Raw genomic sequence first — 21,184 nt, 5'->3', positions numbered from 1 at the left:
CGGTCAGGGTGGCGGTCAGTGGGTGCCGTTGGCGATGGCGCCGGCCTCGGCGTCGATGCGCGCGGCGCCGGCGCGCAGGCGCTCGATCAGCTCGCGCAGCAGCGCCAGGTCTTCGGCCAGGTCCTGGCTGCGCCCCTGGGCGTCGTAGCGGTTGCCGATGCCGCCCAGGGTGAGGATGCCCACCCCCAGCCGGTAGAAGCCCAGCAGGTGCTCGGCGAGGGTCTGCGGCGAGCCGACCAGGGTGTAGCCGTGCCCGGTCAGGGCGTTCAGCCGTGGGTACCAGACACCGCTGTGCAGCGCCGCCTCGCCCAGGCCCTGGAGCGCGGCGCGGGCGTTGCCATGATCTTGCGATGGCTCCTGCAATGACGCCTGCGCCTGGCGCTCGGCGATCGCGTCGGCCAGCTGATGGGCGATGGCCCAGGCCTCGTCGTCGGTGCGCCCGAGGATGATGTTGGCGTCGCCCCAGTAGCCCAGCTGGCGGCCACGGGCGCGCGCCAGCGGCTCGATGCGCTCGATGGCGCGGCGCGCGGTTTCCGGCGTGGCGATGGGCACGCTGTAGATGTCGGCGAAGCGCGCCGCCAGCTCGATGCCGGCGTCCGAGGTGCCGGGAATCGACAGCGGCGGCCAGGGCCGCTGCACCGGCAACACGTCGGATCGCGCGCCCTCCACGCGGTAGTAGTCGCCCGCGTAGTCGAAGGGCTCCTGGCGGCTGAGCTCGGAGAGGAACACTTCCAGGTACTCGGCAGAGCTGGCATAGCGCTGCGCCTTGTCGAGGAACACGCCGTCGCGCTGCAGGTCGGTCTCGTCGCGGCCCTGGAGGAAATGCACGTTGACCCGACCGTCGGACAGGCGATCCAGCGTGGCCAGGGTGCGCGCGGCCACGGTCGGCCGTTCCAGGGCCACGCGGTGCGCGGCGACCACCCGCAGGCGGCGGGTCGCGGCCAGGGCCCAGCCCACCACCGGCCACACCGCGGGCCCGGTGGCCCGCTGGGGAAACAGGCTGCTGTCGAAGCCCAGGGCTTCCTGGTCACGCGCGGCCTGCACCAGCACTTCGGCGCTGAACGGGCGGGCACCGCCCAGGTAGAACTCCAAGTAATGCTGCAGGCTGCTGCTGGCCGCAGAAGGCACGGGGCCCGAGGGCAGCCGCCCCCGTATATCTAAAGGCATGTCGTTCTCTTCAAGCAATTCGGGTGAAGGGAAACTAACTTTCGAAACTCACCTTGAGAAATACCGTTTTATTCAACAACCACCACCTAAAGTTATATAACCACCAATTATTCGAGGTATTAAATTAAACTAATAAAAATCTCTGCATACAGCAAAAACGCAGCGCGAGGAGCCCTCCATCCTGGGATGGCCCGTTCAAGCCAGCACAAGCCGTATGACCTGTACCTAAATAGCCCTTCGTTCAACCACCCTCAGAAAATCCTCCACCCCGTGAACCAGATGAACTATTCCGATATCAGATATGCCGGAAGGCGCAATTAAGTCCGTCGCGAGCGTTTCCCAGCCGAGATGGGGCAGGTGGTGCCATAGAACGGATCGGTAGCGTTGACTCAACCGCACTATCCAAAGGCGGGTGGCGATCGTAAGCCCTACCGATTTGAAATCATGCTGCTCATCCATTTGCTGCAGAACTGGTTTTCGTTGAGCGACTCGGCTATGAAGGAAACGCTGTATGAGATTGCCTCGATGCGCCAATTTGCTCGTCGGAGACTCAGCGCACCGAATCCAGAAGACACTACGATCATGAATTTCCGCCATCTACTGGAAAGCGTCAGCTCGCGGCGAGCATTCCGGAAAGCATCAACGCTTTCCTACGAAAAGGGGCCTATAGTTGCGCCAGGGCACTATCGTGGATGCCGTCATCATCCATTCACCAAACTCGACCAAGAGCCGGGAAGGCAAGCGCGATCCGCAAATGCACCAGACGAAGAAGGGAAATCAATATTCCTTCGGGGCGAAGATGCATATCGGCGTGAAGAACGAGTCTGGTCTGGCACACAACGTGCCAGAGACGGCGGCCAACGCGGCGGATATCGCCCAAGTCAATCAGACCTGCAACCAAGACTCAACCACATCACCACCATATTCAGCTTTCCAGGCCTTCAGCACCTTGTGGTTTCCACCCTTGGTTTCTACCACTTCGCCGGTGTGCGGATTCTTGTAGACCTTCACCACACGCTCACGGCGCTTGAATTGCGACGCGCGACCACCGCGGATGCCCGCTGCAGCAGTTACTGATGGATCAAGGATTGCCACGATGTCACGAAGGGACTTGCCGTACTCACCCATCAGCGCCTTCAGCTTTTCCTCAAACTCAATTTCCTTCTTGAGGGCTGTATCGTTCTTAAGGAACTCAAGATGAGCCAGTTGGTCAGCAAGGGCCTTTTCTGCGGCACGGAACTCAGCAAGCTTTGACATCAAAATAATCCCTCAACCTAAGTGAATGACCTACAGAGCATATCCGACTTAAAGAATGATCAAAAATTACTGCTTCTTTCAGCCATGAGCATCTCCTAGCGTTACAAGCGATCCACAGCACGCTGGCAGACGGCTGAACATAACAGCTTCTACGCAACACTAGCGAGCCAAGCGCAGATCACCTCTTTTCCCCTCCGATGAAACATAGGCGAATTAACCCAAGATGGCGATAATCAGCCCCTATTCCGCGATCTAGGTTTCGTTGATGCCCGAACAGCCCAGCCCTGCCAACACAGAACAAGCCTCCCCTGGCCACCCCCGGCGCTTCCGACGGCCCCGCTGGCTGGAATGGCGACAGCGCCTGGCGTTCTGGGTCGGCGCGCTGCTGGTGGGCCTGGTGGCGCTGGCCTTCGCCTGGCTGGCGGACCAGTCCTTCGCCCTGTTCAAGCGCATGCTTGGCATCGCCCCCTGGCTACCGTTGCTGATCACCCCGGCGGGCTTCGCCCTTTTGGCCTGGATCACCCAGCGCTGGTTCGGCGAGGCCAAGGGCAGTGGCATTCCCCAGGTGATCGCCGCGCTGGAATCGCCCTCGCGGCGCTTTCGCGCCCGGGTGCTGGCGCTGCCGGTGGCCGCCGTGCGCATGCTCTTCACCCTGGGCGCGCTGCTGGTGGGCGGCTCGGTGGGCCGCGAAGGGCCCACGGTGCACGTCGGCGCCGCGGTCATCTACGCCTTCGGCCGGCGCCTGGGGCTGCATGGCCGGCGCACCATCGCCGGGCTGATCCTCGCCGGCGGCGCGGCCGGCATCGCCGCGGCCTTCAACACCCCGCTGGCGGGCATCGTGTTCGCCATCGAGGAACTCAGCCGCACCTTCGAGCAGCGCTTCAGCGGCCTGGTGCTGACCGCGGTGCTGATCGGCGGCGCCGTCACCCTAGGCCTGATGGGCCACTACTCCTATTTCGGCGAGATCGGCGGCAGCCTGCCGGCCGGCTGGGGCTGGAGCGAGGTGCCGGCCTGCGCCCTGCTCGGCGGCCTGCTGGGCGGGCTCTACGTCAAGCTGGTGCTGCCCACCCAGGCCGGCTGGCTGGGCCGCATGTGCCGCCTGCGCGAGCGCTGGCCGGTACGCTTCGCCGCCGCCTGCGGCCTGCTGCTGGCGCTGCTGGGGCTGGCCTCGGGCAACCACGTGTTCGGCACCGGCTACGAGGAAACCCGCGCCCTGCTCGAAGGCCACCCGACGACCGACCAGGGCTTCGTGCTGTGGAAGTTCCTGGCCAACGTGGTGTCCTACCTCTCCGGCATCCCCGGCGGCCTGTTCTCGCCCTCGCTGAGCATAGGCGCGGCCTTCGCCCCGCTGCTGTCGCAGTTGCCCGACGTCAACCCGCAGACCTGCGCGCTGCTGGGCATGGGCGCCTACCTCGCCGGCGTGACCCGCTCGCCGCTGACCGCCTCGGTGATCGTCCTGGAACTCTCCCACAGCCCCGACCTGGTCATCCCCATGCTGGCCGCCACGGTCATGGCCGCCAGCATTTCCGGCTGGATCGCCCCGGTCTCGCTGTACCACGCCCTGGCCCGGCAGGTACTGGACAAGATCGCACCGAACAGACCTGATCTCAGCGCAGTCAAGCGCTCTTAGACTTTCGGCCGAAAAACCGAGCAAGCCACGGCCAAGCGTTCAAGGGTTAAACATTCAGGCAAAGAACAAGAGCCTAGAATCCGACGCCCCCCGCCTGGCGCTGGCCGGCACACCTTCCTCGCCGTCTGTGCCACAGCCCAGACTGCCCCCACCGTCATCAACATCTTCACCGGTGGTGCCAGCGGGGTACACCCCGTGTTGGCCTGTCGCAGATATCCAGCCACGGTATCGAAGGCAGCCAGACCTCAGTGCAGGCCACCAAAGCCTTGGTGGAAAACCCCAACCTGCTGCAAGCCCGCCACAGCGAACTGGCCCTTGCCCTTGGCGATTCGGTGGCCGATGCCTGGAAGGGCAAGGCCGATGCCGGCGTCAAGACACCGCTGAAGAAGCTACCTGCCATCGCTGGCACCGGCTCCAACTACATCCAGATCGTCGCGAGCAGGAGTCGGGGATGAGGTCCTTGGCCGACCTCAAAGGCAAAGCGCACCTCCATCGGCGAGCCCAAGACCAGCACTAAGCTGAACGCCCGCACCATCTTCAGCACCCTGGTAGCCCACAAGGGTGTCAGCGATGAACTGGCCCTCCGGATGACCAGGCAGTTGTTTGACAACCCGCCACGCCAGGTCACCGCCCATGCGGCGGCCAAGGACACCAGCAACTGCCAGAAGTAAAGATTTCAGCACACTCATGCGTGGACGGTGGTCAGGGACACGACGCCAGAGCTTGGTTGATCATCAACTGCAAACAGACCCATGTAAAAAAGAAACCCGGCCGAAGCCGGGTCCTTAAAGGGAAAATCCATCATTGTGGATGCTCAGCAGGAGATGGGGTTCAGACTGGTCAGCCGCAATGATGTCAGCCCGACAATGTCAAACTGACACAATCAGTACAAGCTGATCCGACCTTGCTTCTTTCACGCTATCAACCGGCGCGAACTCCCCAAGCGGAGCCCCCTAGCGCCTGCAGGCTTCACTCGCAACGACTGACCATCCTCGATCAGGTAGTGGCAGGCGTTGATGACGTTCTGCTTACCTGTACCGTCGCGATGCTTGAACATCCCTACCCCGCACCGCTCCTCGTAGCGCGCCTTCTCATGGTTGCAGCTGTGGAAGTACCCCCAGCCATCCGTGATCCTCTCCCACAGTTTGCCAATAGCTTTAGCCTTGGAGATGTCCATGAGCACCTTCCTGCCATCGAAAAAGAACGCTGCATGGATGTGGTAGCCCATGTCCTCGCCTTGCTCCACAGCGCAGATGTAGCCCGTCTCGTGTTGGAAAACCGGATCGTATTCCCTTGCTCGGATCAGCCTGTCCAGGTCCTCGAATACCTCCTCTACCTTCAGGCGACTACGTGCTGCTTCCCGGTAGTACAGATTCACCCTCACCACTACGGTACGAGAGCGGCTATCCATCACCCGCTCTACGTACTCGGTGACGGCTTGCCGATTACGCTTCTCCCGGCAAACACGGTCATGCTTCCCACGCTTGAACCACTTGGTCTGTACGTGCTCCCGGATCCTCTCCACGAGCCAGTTGTAGGTCTGGGCCTCTGACAGGAGCCCTCCCTCGCTCTCGTCCATGCACGTCATCCCGAACATCCCGAACTCGATGCCGATGTCGTAGCACGCCTCCTTGAATGCCAGCAGGTGCTCACTCAGGGCATACGTCTCGTCATGCACCAGGTGATACATCTGCCGAATGTGATCGCAGTACCGAGAGAGCCTAGTCCTCTCGATGACTTCATCCCCCTGTGCGTCGTAGCTGATCCTGAATGCAGGACAGTCGTGACGGATCACTGCGCTGACGAGTCGTTCGATCTGGATAGCGATGTCGGATTGGGAGAGGTGTTTGGCTGTTTGACTGGTCATGGTGTGTACCTGGTTGTTGGAAGACATACCAAGTACGGAGTGGGTATTTTTAAACTGGAGAGATGGGTAGCTAGTCACCTGGCTATAGCTATCCATCTGTGGCTACAGGTGAGTGGGTGTAATGAGAGAAAGGTAGGTGATTAGAGATAGTTAGTAGCTATATCAATAAACCACACTGCCCTGCTCGCCAAACAACAAGCGCCATCGAGCATCCAGACGAAGAACTCCAGGCGTAACCGGGATAATTCACAGAGCAGGTAACTGGGAGTTATCTGAGAAATAGCATTAGCCTAAGCAGACGGCAGAGCTACCCGATGGCCAGGAAATCCCTGGCCATCGGGTAGCTCTATCGCCATTAATGCTTACCTACAGCCTGGAGTTTCTCATCACGCTCAGCGATCCGCTCAAGGATCCACTCGTGCACTTCGCTCTCCAGCCAGCGAACGCAACGCTCCCCCACAGATAACGGAAGCGGGAACGTGCCGAGAGCGATGTACTTATAGATAGTCGAGCGAGCAAGACTGGTGAGGTCCATGACCTCTTTCAAACTGATGATCCTCATGGACATGGATGTTGCTCCTGTATTGGTCCAGAGGATGGGCAACGTTCATAAAATTTAACCGGTAGAACTCTCCATTTCAAAAGAGACCAAGCCATGCTTGGAAAGCTGCTCTCGAGAAATCTCAGACTCTTTCATCCAGAGCTCGATGTGCCCCTTGGTGCCGCTTAAAGAAATTACACATTCAGGACCTTCTCCCTTGGGCTCTTGAGCAAAAATCAAGGTCATCGAATCATCCGTTCCTCTATTTTTGGCAGGGAACGCAAGCACCCTCCGCCCTACCAAGCTCGCAAAAGCGCTATCCCCCGCTATTCGATTCTTAACGCGCGAAGCCAAATGGAAAGCCCACCAGCACATGTCAGCAACCATGACCTCAAGCGAGGAATCATCTTTACCCGACGCGTGGAGGCTTTCATTCATTATTTTCTCTAGACCATCAATTTGGGGGAGACGGACGGACTCACCCAAGACGCTCCAGTGATTCGAAAGAAGCAGGCTTACACCTTGATAGATCTTCCAGACAAGCATTTCATAAGTGCGGCCTAGGCCCTGAAACGCCCCTTGCACCCGCGCAAATCGCTCCGCAAAACCATGGCGGCTCTCCTCAGAGCGCATTGCCTCACCATAAAAAGCTACAACTGGGCTGCTGCAGCCCGCCGAAGCAAGCCCTGGATGGTTCAGGTTCAGGATATAGCTGCTGGTCACTTTCGTATCGGCATAGAGCGAGTCCGAGAGCCCCGCTATCTTTCGGCGAATGAAGCCAAGCTGTAGGAGTTCCTTCAGCCACCTGTCGACCTTCTCCTCGCCCTCCCCCAATAACTGTCGGAGTTGAGCGAGCCCGAGGTTATCTACCAGTCCCAGTTCGTTGGCATGAGCGAATAGCGTTGCGAGCAATAGGCGGAGTTGCGGTCTCAGAAGCTCATTCGATGATATCGGCGTCCGGTTGGCCTCATAGTCACGATAGATCGCACCGCTGAAAAGGTGGCGCAGAACGGGCCCATGATGGGATGCCGAAGTGCTGAGGTCACCAAGTTTGCTGGCCAGCCCCCGGCCCACCTTCAGCCCGAGAGTGGGCCTCCCTCCAGTAGGAGCCTTGTGGCATTCAAGGCATTGGTGTTCAATCAACGCTTTGCGGGCCCTGGATGCCGCCCCAGGGGTCACCGCCAAGGACCGAGCCAACGCTTTCACGGACATATCCATTCCCTCTGTATCGGCTAAGCGACAGATGAACGCGATGAGAAAATACTTCGCCTCAGCCCCAACGCCAGCTATCGGCGCAGTCAGCAGCCTCTCGCCCATGCAATACCCCCCTTTTTTTAGATTTTACCCCCTATACCGCACTTGAACCTCAAAAATCCATAGCGTAACGTTACCGTAACGCAACAAAATGGATAGACGGCATGGCTAGAGAAATAGAATCATTCTCAGTATGGGCACCAAAAAATCTTCATGCGGAATCCGATATCGCCTGGGTACAAAACTACCTGCATGAAAAAGGGGAAATATCTCTCCATGGGCCTGTAGATTTAGATCGACTTATTAGAGCGGGAGTACAACTCGAGAAAAGCGACTCAGGAAGAAATTCCCTTAGACAGTTAAAGGCTGCCTATAGGACAAGAAAAAGCAGGAGTGCGGAGGAAAGATCAAGTACAGGAGACATCAGCCCCGCAGAGCGGGGCCTCTCCTCTCAAAACAGAAACTATAAGGCTCTAATAAACTTAGCCGACGAAGTATTAAAATACGAAGAAGCGTTTAAAGCAAAACTAAAACACTCAGAGAACCAGATAAAAGAATTAAAAGAGAGGATATCTAAATCTAAAAAAATCACACAAAAAGCCCTCAATAAATCAAAAAAAGCAGCAAAAACACTGAATAACTTTCGGGAAAGCCCCCTAAAAAACTCAGAAATAGAAAAAATCATACAGGACAATGAAGAGATCAAAGAACTACTTATAGACACATTAAACATTCTAGACCCACTCCCCCCTCAAAAGCGCACCATAAGAGAATCAGATACTAACAGATATAAAAAATGGCCAACAGCCAAAACCCCAGAAACCCCAGAAACCCCAGAAACCCCAGAAACTAAAAATAAAAACCCCAAAAGCACCCCAACAACAGTTCTTGAACTAATAAGCAAAATAAACAAACAAATCGCAGAATAAAATCAAACAGAAACAAATTAAAAACAGCCGAGAAAATCATACATCACGCACATAAACACAATTTAAAAATCAAACAATCTCCAGCCTCAAATTCAAGTCAGCAGATCGACAGACCTCAGGAAAAACCATCATGAACGAGCAATCTACAACCAACTTAAAGACCAGCCAACTATACAACACCTAGTACGCGCACCATTCGCCTGATGGTAAGACCGAGATCTTTTCTTAGTAGCCCTTTGCTCTTTTTCTCGCGACCATCTGCCGCCATTGGAAATATTCTTTCACAGCTCTGGCACAGTTTCACATGTTTGTCTTGAAGATAGAGCGATTACAGATTACAGGGTCTGCACAGCGACTGAACCTTCGAAAGCTTTGGTCGGGCGCTATAAAATTGAGACACAGAGCTGGCAACTGAGATAGTCCACCGCTTGCGGGATGTTCTACATCCTCATGCACCGAAGCACAGGGGAACGAGGTAAATAGCTTGAACAACCGGAGCGCCTATCGTGGCCTCCTACGCTTTGAACGCGACCGATCATCGATCAGGCGGTACGCGCCATCAGTGACATGACCATCAGACCGATACGATTGCTCCATGCGGATCTGATGTCATCATTCCCTGTACTACGGCAAGCTGAAAGAAAGGAATCAGGTATCGTCAGAGCCAAACTGACTCCTGCTTGCGCAAGCCCGCCATGTGTGCGTGTTGTAAGCCCCCCTGAGACTGTGCGTGGAGCACCTCGAAGTAGTTCACAACCATCGCGATCACTTCGTTTTCACCTATGCGGATGATGATGATGCTGCAGCCAAGCGCAGTGAGGGCAGGTACTACCGTTGCTTCGTCACCTGAGAACCGCTCTGAGGTCTGGGTACTGCTTGCCGGACGCTACGCCGGCAATCGCCTTGAAGTCGCAGCCCACACCCGTCCGAGGATCCCGCCCCCGGTAGTCACGTGACTTATCGAATCCATAACGAGTGGGGAGACCGTCCTGCCCAAGGCTACGAACTCGTAAATGGCTTCTTGTACTGCAACTCGGTCTGTTAGTTGCGTAAGCAATGTCATTGGTGACTACAGAGGCCACAAGAAGGCCCACATCAGGCGAACCTTCAGCGCCTCTCTCCAGGGCATCCAACCAGCCCAGCCGGCGCCAATTCCGAAGTTGTAGGCCGCAGTGACCTTGTGATGATTAGGGATCATCCCCAGCGCCTAGCCACCGAAGGAGTGCCCCACCCAGAAGATCGGTGTAGAGCCGTCATCCAGGTACTCCACCGCCTCGGTCAAGTCATGCATGCCCCAATTGAGATAGGACATCTCGAAACCCTTAAGCGAGGGCGGCTTTGAATCTCCCAACCCTCGTTAGTCCAGGGTCAGCACGTTGAAGCCCTTTGAGCATGCGTACTCTGCAAAGCGTCTGTAGAAACGCTGCTGCATGAACGAGCCCCTACAGGCTCAAAGGCCACTTCCTGATAGATTGCTAACATGTTTCCGCCGCTGCGACCAAAAATGGCAATCTGGGCAGTCACCAAGCAAGCGAGGCCCTAGAAAAGGGTGCCCATCAAACAGGTCGGAAATGCGGGATGCAAGGTGAAGAGGGACCGAGCAGTTCGGCACATACCGCCGACACGTGCACCAGCACCTTGAGCCATACAAGAAATGTATCAAATTCCAGCGAGCTTCAAAGCATGGGTAAAGGTGTGGGTTAAAGGCATGCTTCATACATAAATACCTTAAAAATCAATAAGATGATCAATAAAAATGCCGCCCACAAGCCGGCTTTTTTAATGCCCGCGGGAATCCCCCATCCGCCCGGGAGACACTTCGTCTCGACCGCTGCCAGGGCAACACAAGTCACCATCGAACGTGCGTAGGGATCGATATGAGACCTCGAGGCGTCGATGCTCCCAAGGCGCTTGTTTCCTGTGAACCTGGCGTCCTAAAGAGGCGCCAGGCCCAGAGAGGGGGCGAAGCGCTCGAGAAACTCGTCCAACGCGGCGTACTCCAGGTACGGCAGCCCACTGGAGTCCTCTGCCTCTCTTCGCACCAGTTGCCTGTTACTGGCAATCGGGATACCCCAGCCACCGCTCCGGGTTCTGCAGGAGACAGGATCTAAAGCCGGACCGCCCTCCGCTCGCCTACTATCAACCCCATCGATCATCATCATCAGCTCAAACGAATTCATATCGCTTTTCACCGATATATAGTTCGTTCCCAAGCGATACACACAAAGGCAGCGATGAGCGAAGCACTGAACCTCGACGAGATCTTCAAGGCCCTGGCCCACCCGGTGCGGCGCGACATGCTGCGCTGGCTGAAGGAGCCGGAGCGCTATTTCGACGAGCAGGAGCACCAGCCTTTCGCCATCGGCGTCTGCGCCGGGAAGTTCGACCAGCGCACCGGGTTGTCGCAATCCACCGTGTCGGCGCATCTGGCCACCCTCCAGCGCGCCGGATTGGTGACCAGTCGGAAAATCGGCCAGTGGCACTTCTTCAAACGCAATGAAGAAACCATCGCGGCCTTTGTTCGCCACTTGAGCGAAGCGCTGTAGTCGCAGCGAACTGCCTAGAACGTCCCACTTTTTTCAGGAGCAGGCGCATGCCCCTTCCGCTTCTCGTCCTCGCTTTGTCCGCGTTCGCCATCGGCACCACGGAATTCGTCATCATGGGGCTGCTGCCGGACGTGGCCGGCGACCTCGCGGTGTCCATCCCCAGCGCCGGCTGGCTGGTCAGCGGCTATGCCTTCGGCGTGGCCATCGGCGCGCCCATCATGGCGCTGCTCACGGCGAAACTGCCGCGCAAGCGCGCGCTGCTGATGCTCATGGGCATCTTCATCCTCGGCAACTTCCTCTGCGCCGTCGCCGCCAGCTACGGCATGCTGATGCTGGCGCGGATCGTCACCGCGCTGTGCCATGGCGCCTTCTTCGGCATCGGTTCGGTGGTCGCCGCCGGCCTGGTGCCGGCCAACCGCCGGGCTTCCGCCGTGGCGCTGATGTTCACCGGGCTGACCCTCGCCAACGTGCTCGGCGTGCCCCTGGGCACCGCGCTGGGCCAGGTCGCCGGCTGGCGCTCGACCTTCTGGGTGGTGACGGTGATCGGCGTGTTCGCGCTCATCGGCCTGTGGCGCATCCTGCCCGCCGGGCACGACGAAGAGGCCGTGGACCTGCGCCAGGAAGCCGCGGCCCTGCGCAGCGGCCAACTGTGGCTGGCGCTGGCCACCACCGTGCTGTTCTCCGCCGCGGTGTTCGCCCTGTTCACCTACGTCGCGCCGCTGCTCGGCGAAGTCACCCAGGTGTCGCCGCGCGGCGTGACCTGGACCCTGGTGCTGATCGGCCTGGGCCTGACCTTCGGCAACATCCTCGGCGGCCGCCTCGCCGACTGGCGCCTGGGCACCACCCTGGCCGGGGTGTTCGCCACCATGGCCGTGGTTTCCGCGGCGCTGAGCTGGACCAGCCACGCGCTGCTGCCGGCCGAGATCACTCTGTTCGTCTGGGCCGCGGCCGCCTTCGCCGCCGTGCCGGCCCTGCAGGTCAACGTGGTGCGCGTCGGCCAGGCCGCGCCCAACCTCGTCGCCACCCTGAACATCGGCGCCTTCAACGTCGGCAACGCCATCGGCGCCTGGGTCGGCGGCAGCGTCATCGACCACGGCCTGGGCCTGACCCGCGTGCCCCTGGCCGGCGCCCTGCTCGCAGTACTGGCGCTGATCGCGGTGATGATCGCCTTCAGCGGCAAGCCCACCCAGGCGCAACCCGTCCTGGACTGAACCCACCGTGCATCTACCGAACATCCACCGAACATCCCGTAACGGAGCACCGCAGCAATGACCACGCTCTTCGACCCGATCACCCTCGGCGACCTGCAACTGCCGAACCGCATCATCATGGCCCCGCTGACCCGCTGCCGCGCCGACGAGGGCCGCGTGCCCAACGCGCTGATGGCCGAGTACTACACCCAGCGCGCCGACGCCGGCCTGATCCTCAGCGAAGCCACCTCGGTGACGCCCATGGGCGTCGGCTACCCCGACACCCCCGGCATCTGGTCCGACGACCAGGTGCGCGGCTGGAGCAACGTGACCAAGGCCGTGCACGCCAACGGCGGGCGCATCATGCTGCAGCTGTGGCACGTCGGCCGCATCTCCGACCCGCTGTACCTGAACGGCGAAACGCCGGTGGCGCCCAGCGCCATCAAGCCGGCCGGGCACGTCAGCCTGGTGCGCCCGATCAAGGAGTTCGTCACCCCGCGCGCGCTGGAGACCGAAGAGATCGCCGACATCGTCGAGGCCTACCGCCAGGGCGCCGAGAACGCCAAGGCTGCCGGCTTCGACGGCGTGGAGATCCACGGCGCCAACGGCTACCTGCTCGACCAGTTCCTGCAGAGCAGCACAAACCAGCGCACCGACCAGTACGGCGGCTCCATCGAGAACCGCGCGCGCCTGCTGCTGGAAGTCACCGACGCCGCCATCGAGGTGTGGGGCGCCGGCCGCGTCGGCGTGCACCTGGCGCCGCGCATGGACTCCCACGACATGGGCGACGCCGACCCGCTGGCGACCTTCGGCTACGTGGCCCGCGAACTGGGCAAGCGCGGCATCGCCTTCATCTGCACCCGCGAGAAGGAAGGCCCCGACAGCATCGGCCCGAAACTGAAGGAAATCTTCGGCGGCCCGTACATTGCCAACGAGCGCTTCACCAAGGCCAGCGCCAACGCCTGGCTGGCCAGCGGCAAGGCGGACGCGGTGGCCTTCGGCATCCCCTTCATCGCCAACCCGGACCTGGTGGAGCGCCTGGCCAAGGACGCGCCGCTGAACGAGCCGCATCCGGAGACCTTCTATGCCAAGGGGCCGGTCGGGTATCTGGATTACCCGCGGTTGTAAGGACAGGGCATGAAGAAAAGGGCGCCTCCTGGAGGCGCCCTTTTCGTTTGCGGAGGATATGTTGCCAACTGCGCCGGCGCGCTTTTCGTAGGATGGGTTGAGCCTGCGAAACCCATGCGGTGGTGGGTGATGGGGTATCGCTTCGGTTGAGGGTTAAGAGCCTAGAGCCCCTCTCCCCAGCCCTCTCCCTGAAGGGAGAGGGGGCTAGACCGTGCCGAGAGGGGGCCTGGCTTTAACCGGCAGTCTCTGGGCTAGCCGGCTGACTCCATCCAAGCGCTCCGAACGGTCCCTCTCCCTTCCGGGAGAGAAAACGGAGCCAACCCAAAGCACGAAAGCCACCGATGAATACCGTTACAAACCATGCAGGAGCGCGCCCTGCGCGCGAATCGCGGGCAGGGCGCGCTTGAGACAATAAATCTTAGCGAGGTCCCTCACTCGTCTGCCGCCTTGTTGCGTTCGTAAAAGAAGCAGACGCCGATGATGAAACCGAACAATCCCACTGTCGGCAAGTCAATCATCCACAGCCGGAATGGTGGCTGCCAATACATCAACACACCCCCTATCAACACCAGCGCCACCGCCAGCCAAGTCCTGCTGGAACTTTTCCTCACACAACGGAACAGCACCAGCATCAGGACAAAGGCGACGAACAGATGGATCAACTCGCTGAGCATCATGTCGGGTGGGCTCGGGTAATCAGAGTCGATTGCAAGGTGGCCTGGGGACCGATACCGCCACCGACACTGGCCGCCACGCTCAATATCCTGTCGCCGGCATGAAAACTCCTCAGCCGAGAAAGTGAGTACTTTCTTACCGCCCCACCTGCGGCAATACCGGCAAACTTGTTGCCGAAGCCTACCAGGCCCCCGGCAATGCCACTCAGGGTGAGCGCGACCTGGAGATTCTGCGTATTTAGAGCATCCGCCACTTGTCGAATCAGCGGTTCGGACAGGGCGACTTCAAGACTGCATTCCCTGTCTTTGACCTGCATATAGTCGAAGACTTCAATGACGAAGTCGGCGACATCCTGATTCGGCAGCGACGTCGATGAATAGCGCAGCAACCTCAGGCGATTGCGTTCATGGAGCTGCAAACGGATGCTGGTCAGCGCAAAACAGATGCCCCGGCTGCTGCAAATCGATCGTTGTTGCGTCTCCATATACCGAGCCTTTGTCCATAAAAGGCCCTAGCAGAATGGAATCGCTTTGCCCGGCATAGCCCGCGGAGCACAAAGACGAAAGTGCTGACATGCATACAAGAGCCTGGACATTCCAGGTCGTATGGGCGCTATAGGATTTATCCGCGATCCAGCCCCAGTGCAGGCCTGATGCTTATCGCGGATAAGATTCGCCCCGCACATTCCCATGTAGGAGCGCGCCCTGCGCGCGAATCGCGGGCAGGGCGCGCTTCTACACAGGGCTCAGCGGTTGGTCAGCTGCTGCTGGAGGTTCTGCACCTGCGCCTGCAGCGCGTTGATGTTGCGCGTGACCTGGGCGCGGAAGGCGTCGAACTCGGCGGTGCTGCCGCCCTGCTGGCCCTGCTTGCCCTCGACTTCGCTGCGCAGGATCAGCAGGTCGTCCTGGATGCCCTTGATCGACTGGCTCTGGTCGCCGCGCTTCTTCAGCGCCGCGATGTCGGCGCTCAGGTTCTGGATCTGCGCGTTGGCGGTGGCCAGGTCGCCCTGCAGGCTCTTCACCTTGGCCTGTTCGTCGGCCAGCGACTTGATCTTGCCGTCGAGCTGGGCGATCAGCTGCGCGGCGCTGTCCTGCTGGGCCTTGAGTTCGTTGCTCAGTTGGTCGAGGCGCTTGGCCTGCTGGCCGTCGATCTGCGACAGCGAGTCCTGCTGCTGGCGCGCCTGGTCGGCGAGCCGGCCCTGCAGCTGCTTGACCTGCAGCTTGAGCTGCTCGCGCTCGCTGGTCACCGAGGACTCGTTCTGGACGAACTTGCCGCGGATGTCGTCGAGGCGGCCGGCGGCTTCCTCGCTGATCTTGGCGAAGCTTTCCTGGGTGGCGATCAACTGGTGCTCCATCAGCGCCAGTTGCTGGTGGCTCCACCAGGCCAGGCCGCCGAGGGCGATGGCCATGGCCGCCACCAGCGCCCACAGCGGCCCGGTGCTGGCGCCGCCCTTGGGCTGGGGCGCCAGGCGCTGGCCACCGGGCTCGTAGACGCGGCGCGGATGGTGGCCGAACTCGTCGCGGTCGGCGGCGTCGGTGGTCAGGCTGGGCACATCGTCGAAGTCGTCGAAACTGTCGTTACGCATGAAGGAAACCTGTGGGGGAAAAGCGGCATGGCGCCTGCGCAGGGCGCAGTATATCCGTTCGCGCCGGCGGCTTGGACAGCGCGCCATCGGGGGGCGCGGCGCACCGCGGCGGCGCGTGCGGGCCCTGGCAGAGACCACGCCGGCGCGGCCGGGGTTCCCGCCAGGCCGCGGAAATAGTGGCAAGGCGACAGTATGGCATATGCCTTGCTCCGCCTCCGCACCGGCGCCGCCCTGGCGCCCACTGCGGGGGAGGGAGTTGGGTGATCGAATTCAACAAGGCCATCCTGGACTGCATGCGCGAACTGCGCCGCCGTCTGCGCGAAGAACAGGCGCTGGACATCCGGTTCCAGCAAGCCGACGCCATCGCACTCATGCTGCGCGCCTGCGAGGGCTCCAGCCGGGACGACACCCGCGAACTGGGCCAGCGCCTCAGCGAGCTGAGCGGCGTGCGCCTGCCGCGGGTGGTGCAGGAGCCGAGCTTCCTGCCCAGCGAGTCCGGGCAGCGGCATTACTCGGGGCCGTTGCGCGGGTGACGGCGGGGTCGGGTGCAGCATGGGCCCGGGCGATGGGTTTCGCTGCGCTCTACCCATCCTACGAAAGCCGCGAAGGGCTCTTCAGAGCCCGCTGGCCTTCCACCAGTCGCAGAACTCGTCCACCGCGTCCCACAGGCTGGCGCGCGGCTCGTAGCCGAGGAACTGGCGGGCGCGGCCGATATCCAGACTGAAGTCCTTGGCCAGCACCGCCATGCCCATGCGCGTCAGCACCGGCTCGGGGCGGCCCGGGCGCAGGTAGCAGAGGCCTTCGTTCAGCGCCGCCACCGACCAGGCCAGGGGATAGGGCATGTGCTCGGTCACCGGCGGCAGGTCGAGGCGGCGCATCACATAGTTGACCACGTCCCACAGCGGCACCGGCTGGCCGTTGCTGATGTTGTAGGCCTGGCCCAGCGCGGTGCCGGTGACCAGCAGCGCGCTGAAAAGGGCGTCGTTGAGGTTCTGGATGCTGGTGAAGTCGACCTTGTTCAGACCCTTGCCGATGATCTTCAGCTTGCCCTTGCGCTGCGCCGCTATCATCCGCGGGAAGATGCTGGTGTCGCCGGCGCCGGTGACGAAGCGCGGGCGCAGCGCCAGCACCTCCAGGCCGAACTCGGCGGCGCCCAGGGCGACCTTCTCCGACTGGTACTTGGTGGCGCCGTAGTGGTTGGCGAAGCGCGTCGGCACCTGGTCCTCGTTCAGGCCGACGTGGGCGCGGCCGTCGAAGTAGATCGACGGCGAGGACAGATGCACCAGGCGCCGCACGCCCTGCTTCAGGCAGGCCTCGACCACGCTTTCGGTCATCACCACGTTGGCCTGGTGGAAGTGTTCGTAGGGCCCCCACACGCCCACCGCGCCGGCGCAGTGCACCACCGCATCGACGCCCTCGCACAGGCGCCGCACCAGGGCCGCGTCCGCCAGGTCGCCCGGCATGAACTCCGCGCCTCGCCGCACCAGCGGCTCCAGGGCCTCGGCGCGACGGCCGTTGACGCGCACCGCCAGGCCCTGTTCCAGGGCGAAGCGGGCGAAACGCCCGCCGATGAACCCGCTGGCGCCGGTGACCAGAATCTTCATGCACGCACCTCTATAGTTGTTGTCTGCCGACTCTAGCAGGCCACCCGCCCGGCCACGCTGGCCGCGCACGCCAGAACGGCGTCCTTGCGAGCCGCCCGACTCGCGGCCGGGTGACAGCCGGCGTCGAGGCCGGTTAGAACCACGGCGATCCTTCCCCGTTCCCTGTGCGAGGCCCCCGAATGAGCAAGCCCTACTGGATGATCTACGGCGCCAACGGCTATACCGGCCGCCTGGTGGCCGAGGAGGCCCGACGCCAGGGCCTGAGCCCGCTGCTGGGCGGGCGCGATCCCGCCGCCGTGCAGGCGCTGGGCAGCGTGCTGGGCCTGGAGTGCCGGGTATTCGGCGCCGAGGGCGCGGGCGCGGCCCTAACCGACGTCGCCGTGCTGGCCAACTGCGCCGGCCCCTTCTCCGCCACCGCCGCGCCGTTGCTGGAGGCGTGCCTGGCCAATGCCACGCACTACGTCGACATCACCGGCGAGATCGGCGTCTTCGAACACGCCCACGGCCTGGACGAGCGCGCCCGCGCCGCCGGCTGCGTGGTCTGCCCCGGCGTCGGCTTCGACGTCATCCCCACCGACTGCGTCGCCGCCTGCCTGGCCGAGGCCTTGCCCGACGCCACCCAGCTGGCGCTGGGCTTCGACACCGGCAGCGGGCTCTCGCCGGGCACCGCCGCGACCACGGTGGAAGGCCTGAAGCTGGGCGGCAAGGTGCGCCGCGACGGCCGCCTGGTGGAGGTGCCGCTGGGCTACAAGCGCCGCGACATCGACTTCGGCCGCGGCCTCAGGCATGCCGTGAGCATTCCCTGGGGCGACGTCGCCACCGCCTTCTACAGCACCGGCATCCCCAACATCGAGGTGTACCTGCCGGCGCCGCCGCTGGCGGCCCTGGGCATGCGCCTGATCGACCCACTACGCCCGCTGCTCGGCCGCGACGGCGTCCAGCATTGGCTCAAGCGCCAGGTGCAGCAGCGCGTGAAGGGCCCCGACGAGCAGGCCCGCAGCCGGTTGCGCACCTGGGTCTGGGGCGAGGTGCGCAACGGCCGCGGCGAGCGGCGCACGGCGCGCCTGGAGACCGCCAACGCCTACGACGTCACCGTGCACGGCGTGCTCCTGGCCGTGCGCCACCTGCTCGGCCACGACGGCCCCGGCGGCTACTTCACGCCCTCGCAGCTGTTCGGCCCGCGCTGCGTGGAGGCCCTGCCGGGCAGCGGGCGCATCGTCATCCGCGGCTGATCGGCACCAGGCTGGCGGCGGCCCGGCGCAGCAGGTGGGCGGTCAGCGCGGCGAGCAGTTCGCCGCCGTTGCGCCAGTGGTGCCAGTACAGCGGCACGTCGATGACCTGGCCCGGCAGCAGTTCCACCAGCTCGCCGCGGGCCAGCTCGCCCTGCACCTGCTGCTCCGGCACCAGGCCCCAGCCCAGGCCGCCGCAGGTCATGCGCACGAAGCCCTCGGACGAGGGGCACAGGTGGTAGATGAAGGTGCCGTCCACGCCGAGGTCGGCGAGGTAGCGGTGCTGCAACTGGTCATCCGGGCCGTAGACGATCGCCGGCGCCCGCGCCAGGGCCTCGACGCGCACGCCCTCGGGGAAATGCCGGGCGACGAACGCCGGGCTGGCCAGGCCGCGGTAGCGCATCGCCCCCAGCGGCTCGCTGCGCGCGCCCGCCACCGGCCGCGGGCTGGCGCACAGGCAGCCAGCCACCTCGCCGGCGCGCATGCGCTTGAGGCCCACCTCCTGGTCTTCCACCACCAGGTCCAGCAGCACCCGGCGCTCGGCGCAGAAATCACCGATGGCGGCGGCCCACCAGGTCGCCAGGCTGTCGGCGTTGAGCGCCAGGCGCAGGCGCTCGGGCGAGCCGCCTTCATCCAGCGCCGGCACCCACTGCTGCAGGTCGCCCTCCAGCAGGCGCACCTGCTGCACGTGGTTGAGCAGGCGGCGGCCCAGCTCAGTGGGCTGCGGCCGCGCCGCGCGCACCAGCACCGGCTGGCCGACGCGCGCTTCGAGCAGCTTGATGCGCTGCGAGATCGCCGACTGCGACAGGCCCAGGGCCTGGGCGCCGCGTTCGAAACCGCCCTGCTCCACCACCGCGGCCAGGGCGGCCAGCAATTTGTAGTCGAACATCAGTTTTCCTAATGAGTCATCAACAGGATTCGTTTTCCTTATACAGGCACAAGCCCCAGACTCGCCAGGCATTCCCCCTCGAACCCGCCCACCGGAGCCCGACCATGCCTGGCCTGACCCTCTCCGTTTCCTCGCTGCCCCGCCAGTGCTCCAACTGCCAAGGGAGAGCCTGAACATGTGGCAGAGCTACCTCAACGGCCTGCTGGTGGCCGCCGGCCTGATCATTGCCATCGGCGCGCAGAACGCCTTCGTCCTGGCCCAGAGCCTGCGCCGCGAGCATCACCTGTCGGTGGCCGCGCTCTGCGTGCTGTGCGACGCCGTGCTGGTCAGCGCCGGGGTGTTCGGCCTGGCCAAGGTGCTGGCGGAGAACCCCACGCTGCTGGCCGTGGCCCGTTGGGGCGGGGTGATCTTCCTGACCTGGTACGGCGCCAAGGCGCTGCGCCGCGCCATCGCCCCGCAGGCCATGGCCGACGCCGGGCAGACCGGCCCGCGCTCGCGCCGCGCGGTGCTGATGGCGGCGCTGGCGGTGACGCTGCTCAACCCCCACGTGTACCTGGACACCGTGCTGCTGATCGGCTCCCTCGGCGCCCAGCAGGCCGCGCCCGGCGCCTATGCCATGGGCGCGGCCAGCGCCTCGCTGCTGTGGTTCTTCACCCTGGCCCTGGGCGCCGCCTGGCTCGCGCCCTGGCTGGCGCGCCCGGCCACCTGGCGGCTGGTCGACCTGATGGTGGCGGTGATGATGCTCGGCATGGCCAGCCAACTGGTGTTCGCCGCCTGAGCCCGACGACGAAACAGATCGAACCCCGAAGCCTCGCGGCAGTCGACCCCAGTGCGCGGGAACGCCCCGCATCGGCACTGGCGCGCGGCTTTGCCCCTACAGTTGCTGCGTGGATATGCCGGGGGGCGGGTGCTATGATCCGAGGTTCGCGGCGCCAGCCTGCCAGGCCTGCTGGACGCACCCGACGCGCGCCTCGCTCTGCGGAGCAGGGGCGCTACGTACGGATGCCGCGACAATCACGAACCGGCCCCGTGTACCGGTCGCGCGTTCGCCGCGCTAGCCCTGACCTGAGGAAATAGGAGAAACACCATGGCTTTCGAATTGCCGCCGCTGCCTTACGCCAAGAACGCCCTTGAGCCGCACATTTCCGCGGAAACCCTCGAATACCACCACGACAAGCACCACAACACCTACGTCGTGAACCTGAACAACCTGATCCCGGGCACCGAGTTCGAAGGCAAGAGCCTGGAAGACATCGTCAAGACCTCTTCGGGCGGCATCTTCAACAACGCCGCCCAGGTGTGGAACCACACCTTCTACTGGGAATGCCTGACCCCCAACGGCGGTGGCCAGCCCACCGGCGCCCTGGCCGATGCCATCAACGCCGCCTTCGGTTCCTTCGACAAGTTCAAGGAAGAGTTCACCAAGACCGCCATCGGCACCTTCGGCTCCGGCTGGGCCTGGCTGGTGAAGAAGGCCGACGGCTCCCTGGCCCTGGCCAGCACCATCGGCGCCGGCAACCCGCTGACCAGCGGCGACACCCCGCTGCTGACCTGCGACGTGTGGGAACACGCCTACTACATCGACTACCGCAACCTGCGTCCGAAGTACGTCGAAGCCTTCTGGAACCTGGTCAACTGGGACTACGTGGCGAAGAACTTCGCTGCCTGATACCCTCGGTTGCTCCGCGGAAAC

Annotated in this window: 19 protein-coding genes and 3 pseudogenes; 11 read left to right on the top strand and 11 right to left on the bottom strand. The window is 62.6% G+C overall.

The window, feature by feature from the left end:
• Positions 1-15: 15 nt before the first annotated feature.
• On the bottom strand, positions 16-1,167 hold the full coding sequence (locus tag PM1_RS04530) for an LLM class flavin-dependent oxidoreductase (protein WP_009615903.1): 1,152 nt from the start codon (positions 1,165-1,167) through the stop codon (positions 16-18).
• A gap of 270 nt (positions 1,168-1,437) precedes the next feature.
• Between PM1_RS04530 and PM1_RS04525 the strand changes: the two are divergent.
• Positions 1,438-2,050, top strand: a pseudogene (locus PM1_RS04525) (IS5 family transposase); the annotation flags it as partial.
• 2 nt (positions 2,051-2,052) lie between these two features.
• Here the strand turns inward: PM1_RS04525 and PM1_RS04520 are convergent.
• Positions 2,053-2,424 (bottom strand): histone-like nucleoid-structuring protein, MvaT/MvaU family, encoded by a 372-nt coding sequence (locus PM1_RS04520; RefSeq protein ID WP_009615902.1) that lies wholly within the window; start codon positions 2,422-2,424, stop codon positions 2,053-2,055.
• 265 nt (positions 2,425-2,689) lie between these two features.
• On the opposite strand from PM1_RS04520, the gene PM1_RS04515 reads away from it, so the two are divergent.
• Together PM1_RS04515 and PM1_RS04510 are read left to right on the top strand one after the other, a co-directional pair.
• Positions 2,690-4,054 (top strand): chloride channel protein, encoded by a 1,365-nt coding sequence (locus PM1_RS04515; protein WP_024128447.1) that lies wholly within the window; start codon positions 2,690-2,692, stop codon positions 4,052-4,054.
• Between the two features lie 156 nt (positions 4,055-4,210).
• Positions 4,211-4,704 (top strand): annotated as a pseudogene (locus PM1_RS04510) (TAXI family TRAP transporter solute-binding subunit); the annotation flags it as partial.
• A gap of 263 nt (positions 4,705-4,967) precedes the next feature.
• Here PM1_RS04510 and PM1_RS04505 read toward each other — a convergent pair.
• The 3 genes from PM1_RS04505 to PM1_RS04495 all read right to left on the bottom strand — a co-directional run bounded on the left by PM1_RS04505 (position 4,968) and on the right by PM1_RS04495 (position 7,779).
• The gene (locus PM1_RS04505; RefSeq protein WP_009615900.1) at positions 4,968-5,921 is read right to left on the bottom strand and encodes a YagK/YfjJ domain-containing protein; all 954 of its coding nucleotides are present in this window, start codon (positions 5,919-5,921) and stop codon (positions 4,968-4,970) included.
• Between the two features lie 355 nt (positions 5,922-6,276).
• Complete coding sequence (locus tag PM1_RS04500) at positions 6,277-6,483, bottom strand: helix-turn-helix transcriptional regulator (RefSeq protein ID WP_024128445.1); 207 nt, start codon at positions 6,481-6,483, stop codon at positions 6,277-6,279.
• 54 nt (positions 6,484-6,537) lie between these two features.
• The gene (locus PM1_RS04495) at positions 6,538-7,779 is read right to left on the bottom strand and encodes a hypothetical protein (RefSeq protein WP_024128444.1); all 1,242 of its coding nucleotides are present in this window, start codon (positions 7,777-7,779) and stop codon (positions 6,538-6,540) included.
• Positions 7,780-7,880: 101 nt separating this feature from the next.
• Here PM1_RS04495 and PM1_RS04490 point away from each other — a divergent pair, with 101 nt between their 5' ends.
• The gene (locus PM1_RS04490; protein ID WP_009615897.1) at positions 7,881-8,645 is read left to right on the top strand and encodes a hypothetical protein; all 765 of its coding nucleotides are present in this window, start codon (positions 7,881-7,883) and stop codon (positions 8,643-8,645) included.
• A gap of 1,075 nt (positions 8,646-9,720) precedes the next feature.
• Here the strand turns inward: PM1_RS04490 and PM1_RS04485 are convergent.
• Positions 9,721-10,071: pseudogene (locus PM1_RS04485) on the bottom strand (alpha/beta fold hydrolase); the annotation flags it as partial.
• 808 nt (positions 10,072-10,879) lie between these two features.
• Between PM1_RS04485 and PM1_RS04480 the strand changes: the two are divergent.
• From PM1_RS04480 to PM1_RS04470, 3 genes are read left to right on the top strand one after another with little or no spacing between them, the layout of a single operon-like run.
• A complete protein-coding gene (locus PM1_RS04480; protein WP_009615895.1) occupies positions 10,880-11,191 on the top strand; it encodes an ArsR/SmtB family transcription factor in 312 nt (103 codons plus the stop codon).
• Positions 11,192-11,238: 47 nt separating this feature from the next.
• The gene (locus PM1_RS04475) at positions 11,239-12,402 is read left to right on the top strand and encodes an MFS transporter (RefSeq protein ID WP_009615889.1); all 1,164 of its coding nucleotides are present in this window, start codon (positions 11,239-11,241) and stop codon (positions 12,400-12,402) included.
• 57 nt (positions 12,403-12,459) lie between these two features.
• Positions 12,460-13,509, top strand: coding sequence for an alkene reductase (locus PM1_RS04470; protein WP_009615888.1), 1,050 nt, complete (start codon positions 12,460-12,462; stop codon positions 13,507-13,509).
• A gap of 431 nt (positions 13,510-13,940) precedes the next feature.
• Here the strand turns inward: PM1_RS04470 and PM1_RS04465 are convergent, their stop codons facing one another.
• The 3 genes from PM1_RS04465 to PM1_RS04455 form a co-directional block, all read right to left on the bottom strand.
• Entirely contained in the window at positions 13,941-14,186 is a 246-nt protein-coding gene (locus PM1_RS04465) for a hypothetical protein (protein WP_009615887.1), read from the bottom strand.
• A complete protein-coding gene (locus tag PM1_RS04460) occupies positions 14,183-14,668 on the bottom strand; it encodes a hypothetical protein (RefSeq protein WP_024128441.1) in 486 nt (161 codons plus the stop codon). Before PM1_RS04460 ends, PM1_RS04465 begins: the two co-directional genes overlap by 4 nt.
• A 261-nt stretch (positions 14,669-14,929) precedes the next feature.
• Positions 14,930-15,769, bottom strand: a complete 840-nt coding sequence (locus PM1_RS04455; protein ID WP_009615886.1) for a chromosome segregation ATPase — start codon at positions 15,767-15,769, stop codon at positions 14,930-14,932.
• Between the two features lie 263 nt (positions 15,770-16,032).
• Here PM1_RS04455 and PM1_RS04450 point away from each other — a divergent pair, with 263 nt between their 5' ends.
• Positions 16,033-16,302 (top strand): hypothetical protein, encoded by a 270-nt coding sequence (locus PM1_RS04450; protein WP_024128440.1) that lies wholly within the window; start codon positions 16,033-16,035, stop codon positions 16,300-16,302.
• 81 nt (positions 16,303-16,383) lie between these two features.
• On the opposite strand, the gene PM1_RS04445 is transcribed toward PM1_RS04450, so the two are convergent.
• Entirely contained in the window at positions 16,384-17,373 is a 990-nt protein-coding gene (locus PM1_RS04445) for an NAD-dependent epimerase/dehydratase family protein (protein ID WP_009615884.1), read from the bottom strand.
• Between the two features lie 179 nt (positions 17,374-17,552).
• Between PM1_RS04445 and PM1_RS04440 the strand changes: the two genes are divergently transcribed.
• Positions 17,553-18,605, top strand: a complete 1,053-nt coding sequence (locus tag PM1_RS04440) for a saccharopine dehydrogenase family protein (RefSeq protein WP_009615883.1) — start codon at positions 17,553-17,555, stop codon at positions 18,603-18,605.
• Here PM1_RS04440 and PM1_RS04435 read toward each other — a convergent pair.
• On the bottom strand, positions 18,592-19,491 hold the full coding sequence (locus PM1_RS04435; RefSeq protein WP_009615882.1) for a LysR family transcriptional regulator ArgP: 900 nt from the start codon (positions 19,489-19,491) through the stop codon (positions 18,592-18,594). The two genes, PM1_RS04440 and PM1_RS04435, sit on opposite strands and share 14 nt — an antisense overlap.
• Before the next feature lie 175 nt (positions 19,492-19,666).
• On the opposite strand from PM1_RS04435, the gene PM1_RS04430 reads away from it, so the two are divergent.
• Both PM1_RS04430 and sodB read left to right on the top strand, forming a co-directional pair.
• On the top strand, positions 19,667-20,269 hold the full coding sequence (locus tag PM1_RS04430) for a LysE/ArgO family amino acid transporter (RefSeq protein WP_009615881.1): 603 nt from the start codon (positions 19,667-19,669) through the stop codon (positions 20,267-20,269).
• A gap of 309 nt (positions 20,270-20,578) precedes the next feature.
• Entirely contained in the window at positions 20,579-21,160 is a 582-nt protein-coding gene (gene sodB / locus PM1_RS04425; RefSeq protein ID WP_009615879.1) for a superoxide dismutase [Fe], read from the top strand.
• Positions 21,161-21,184 lie beyond the last annotated feature (24 nt).

It is taken from the genome of Pseudomonas sp. M1 (genome assembly GCF_022760135.1).
GTDB classification, from domain to species: domain Bacteria; phylum Pseudomonadota; class Gammaproteobacteria; order Pseudomonadales; family Pseudomonadaceae; genus Pseudomonas; species Pseudomonas citronellolis.
The sequence above is the reverse complement of the archived record's forward strand: the minus strand, read 5'-3'. Positions and strand labels throughout refer to the sequence as shown.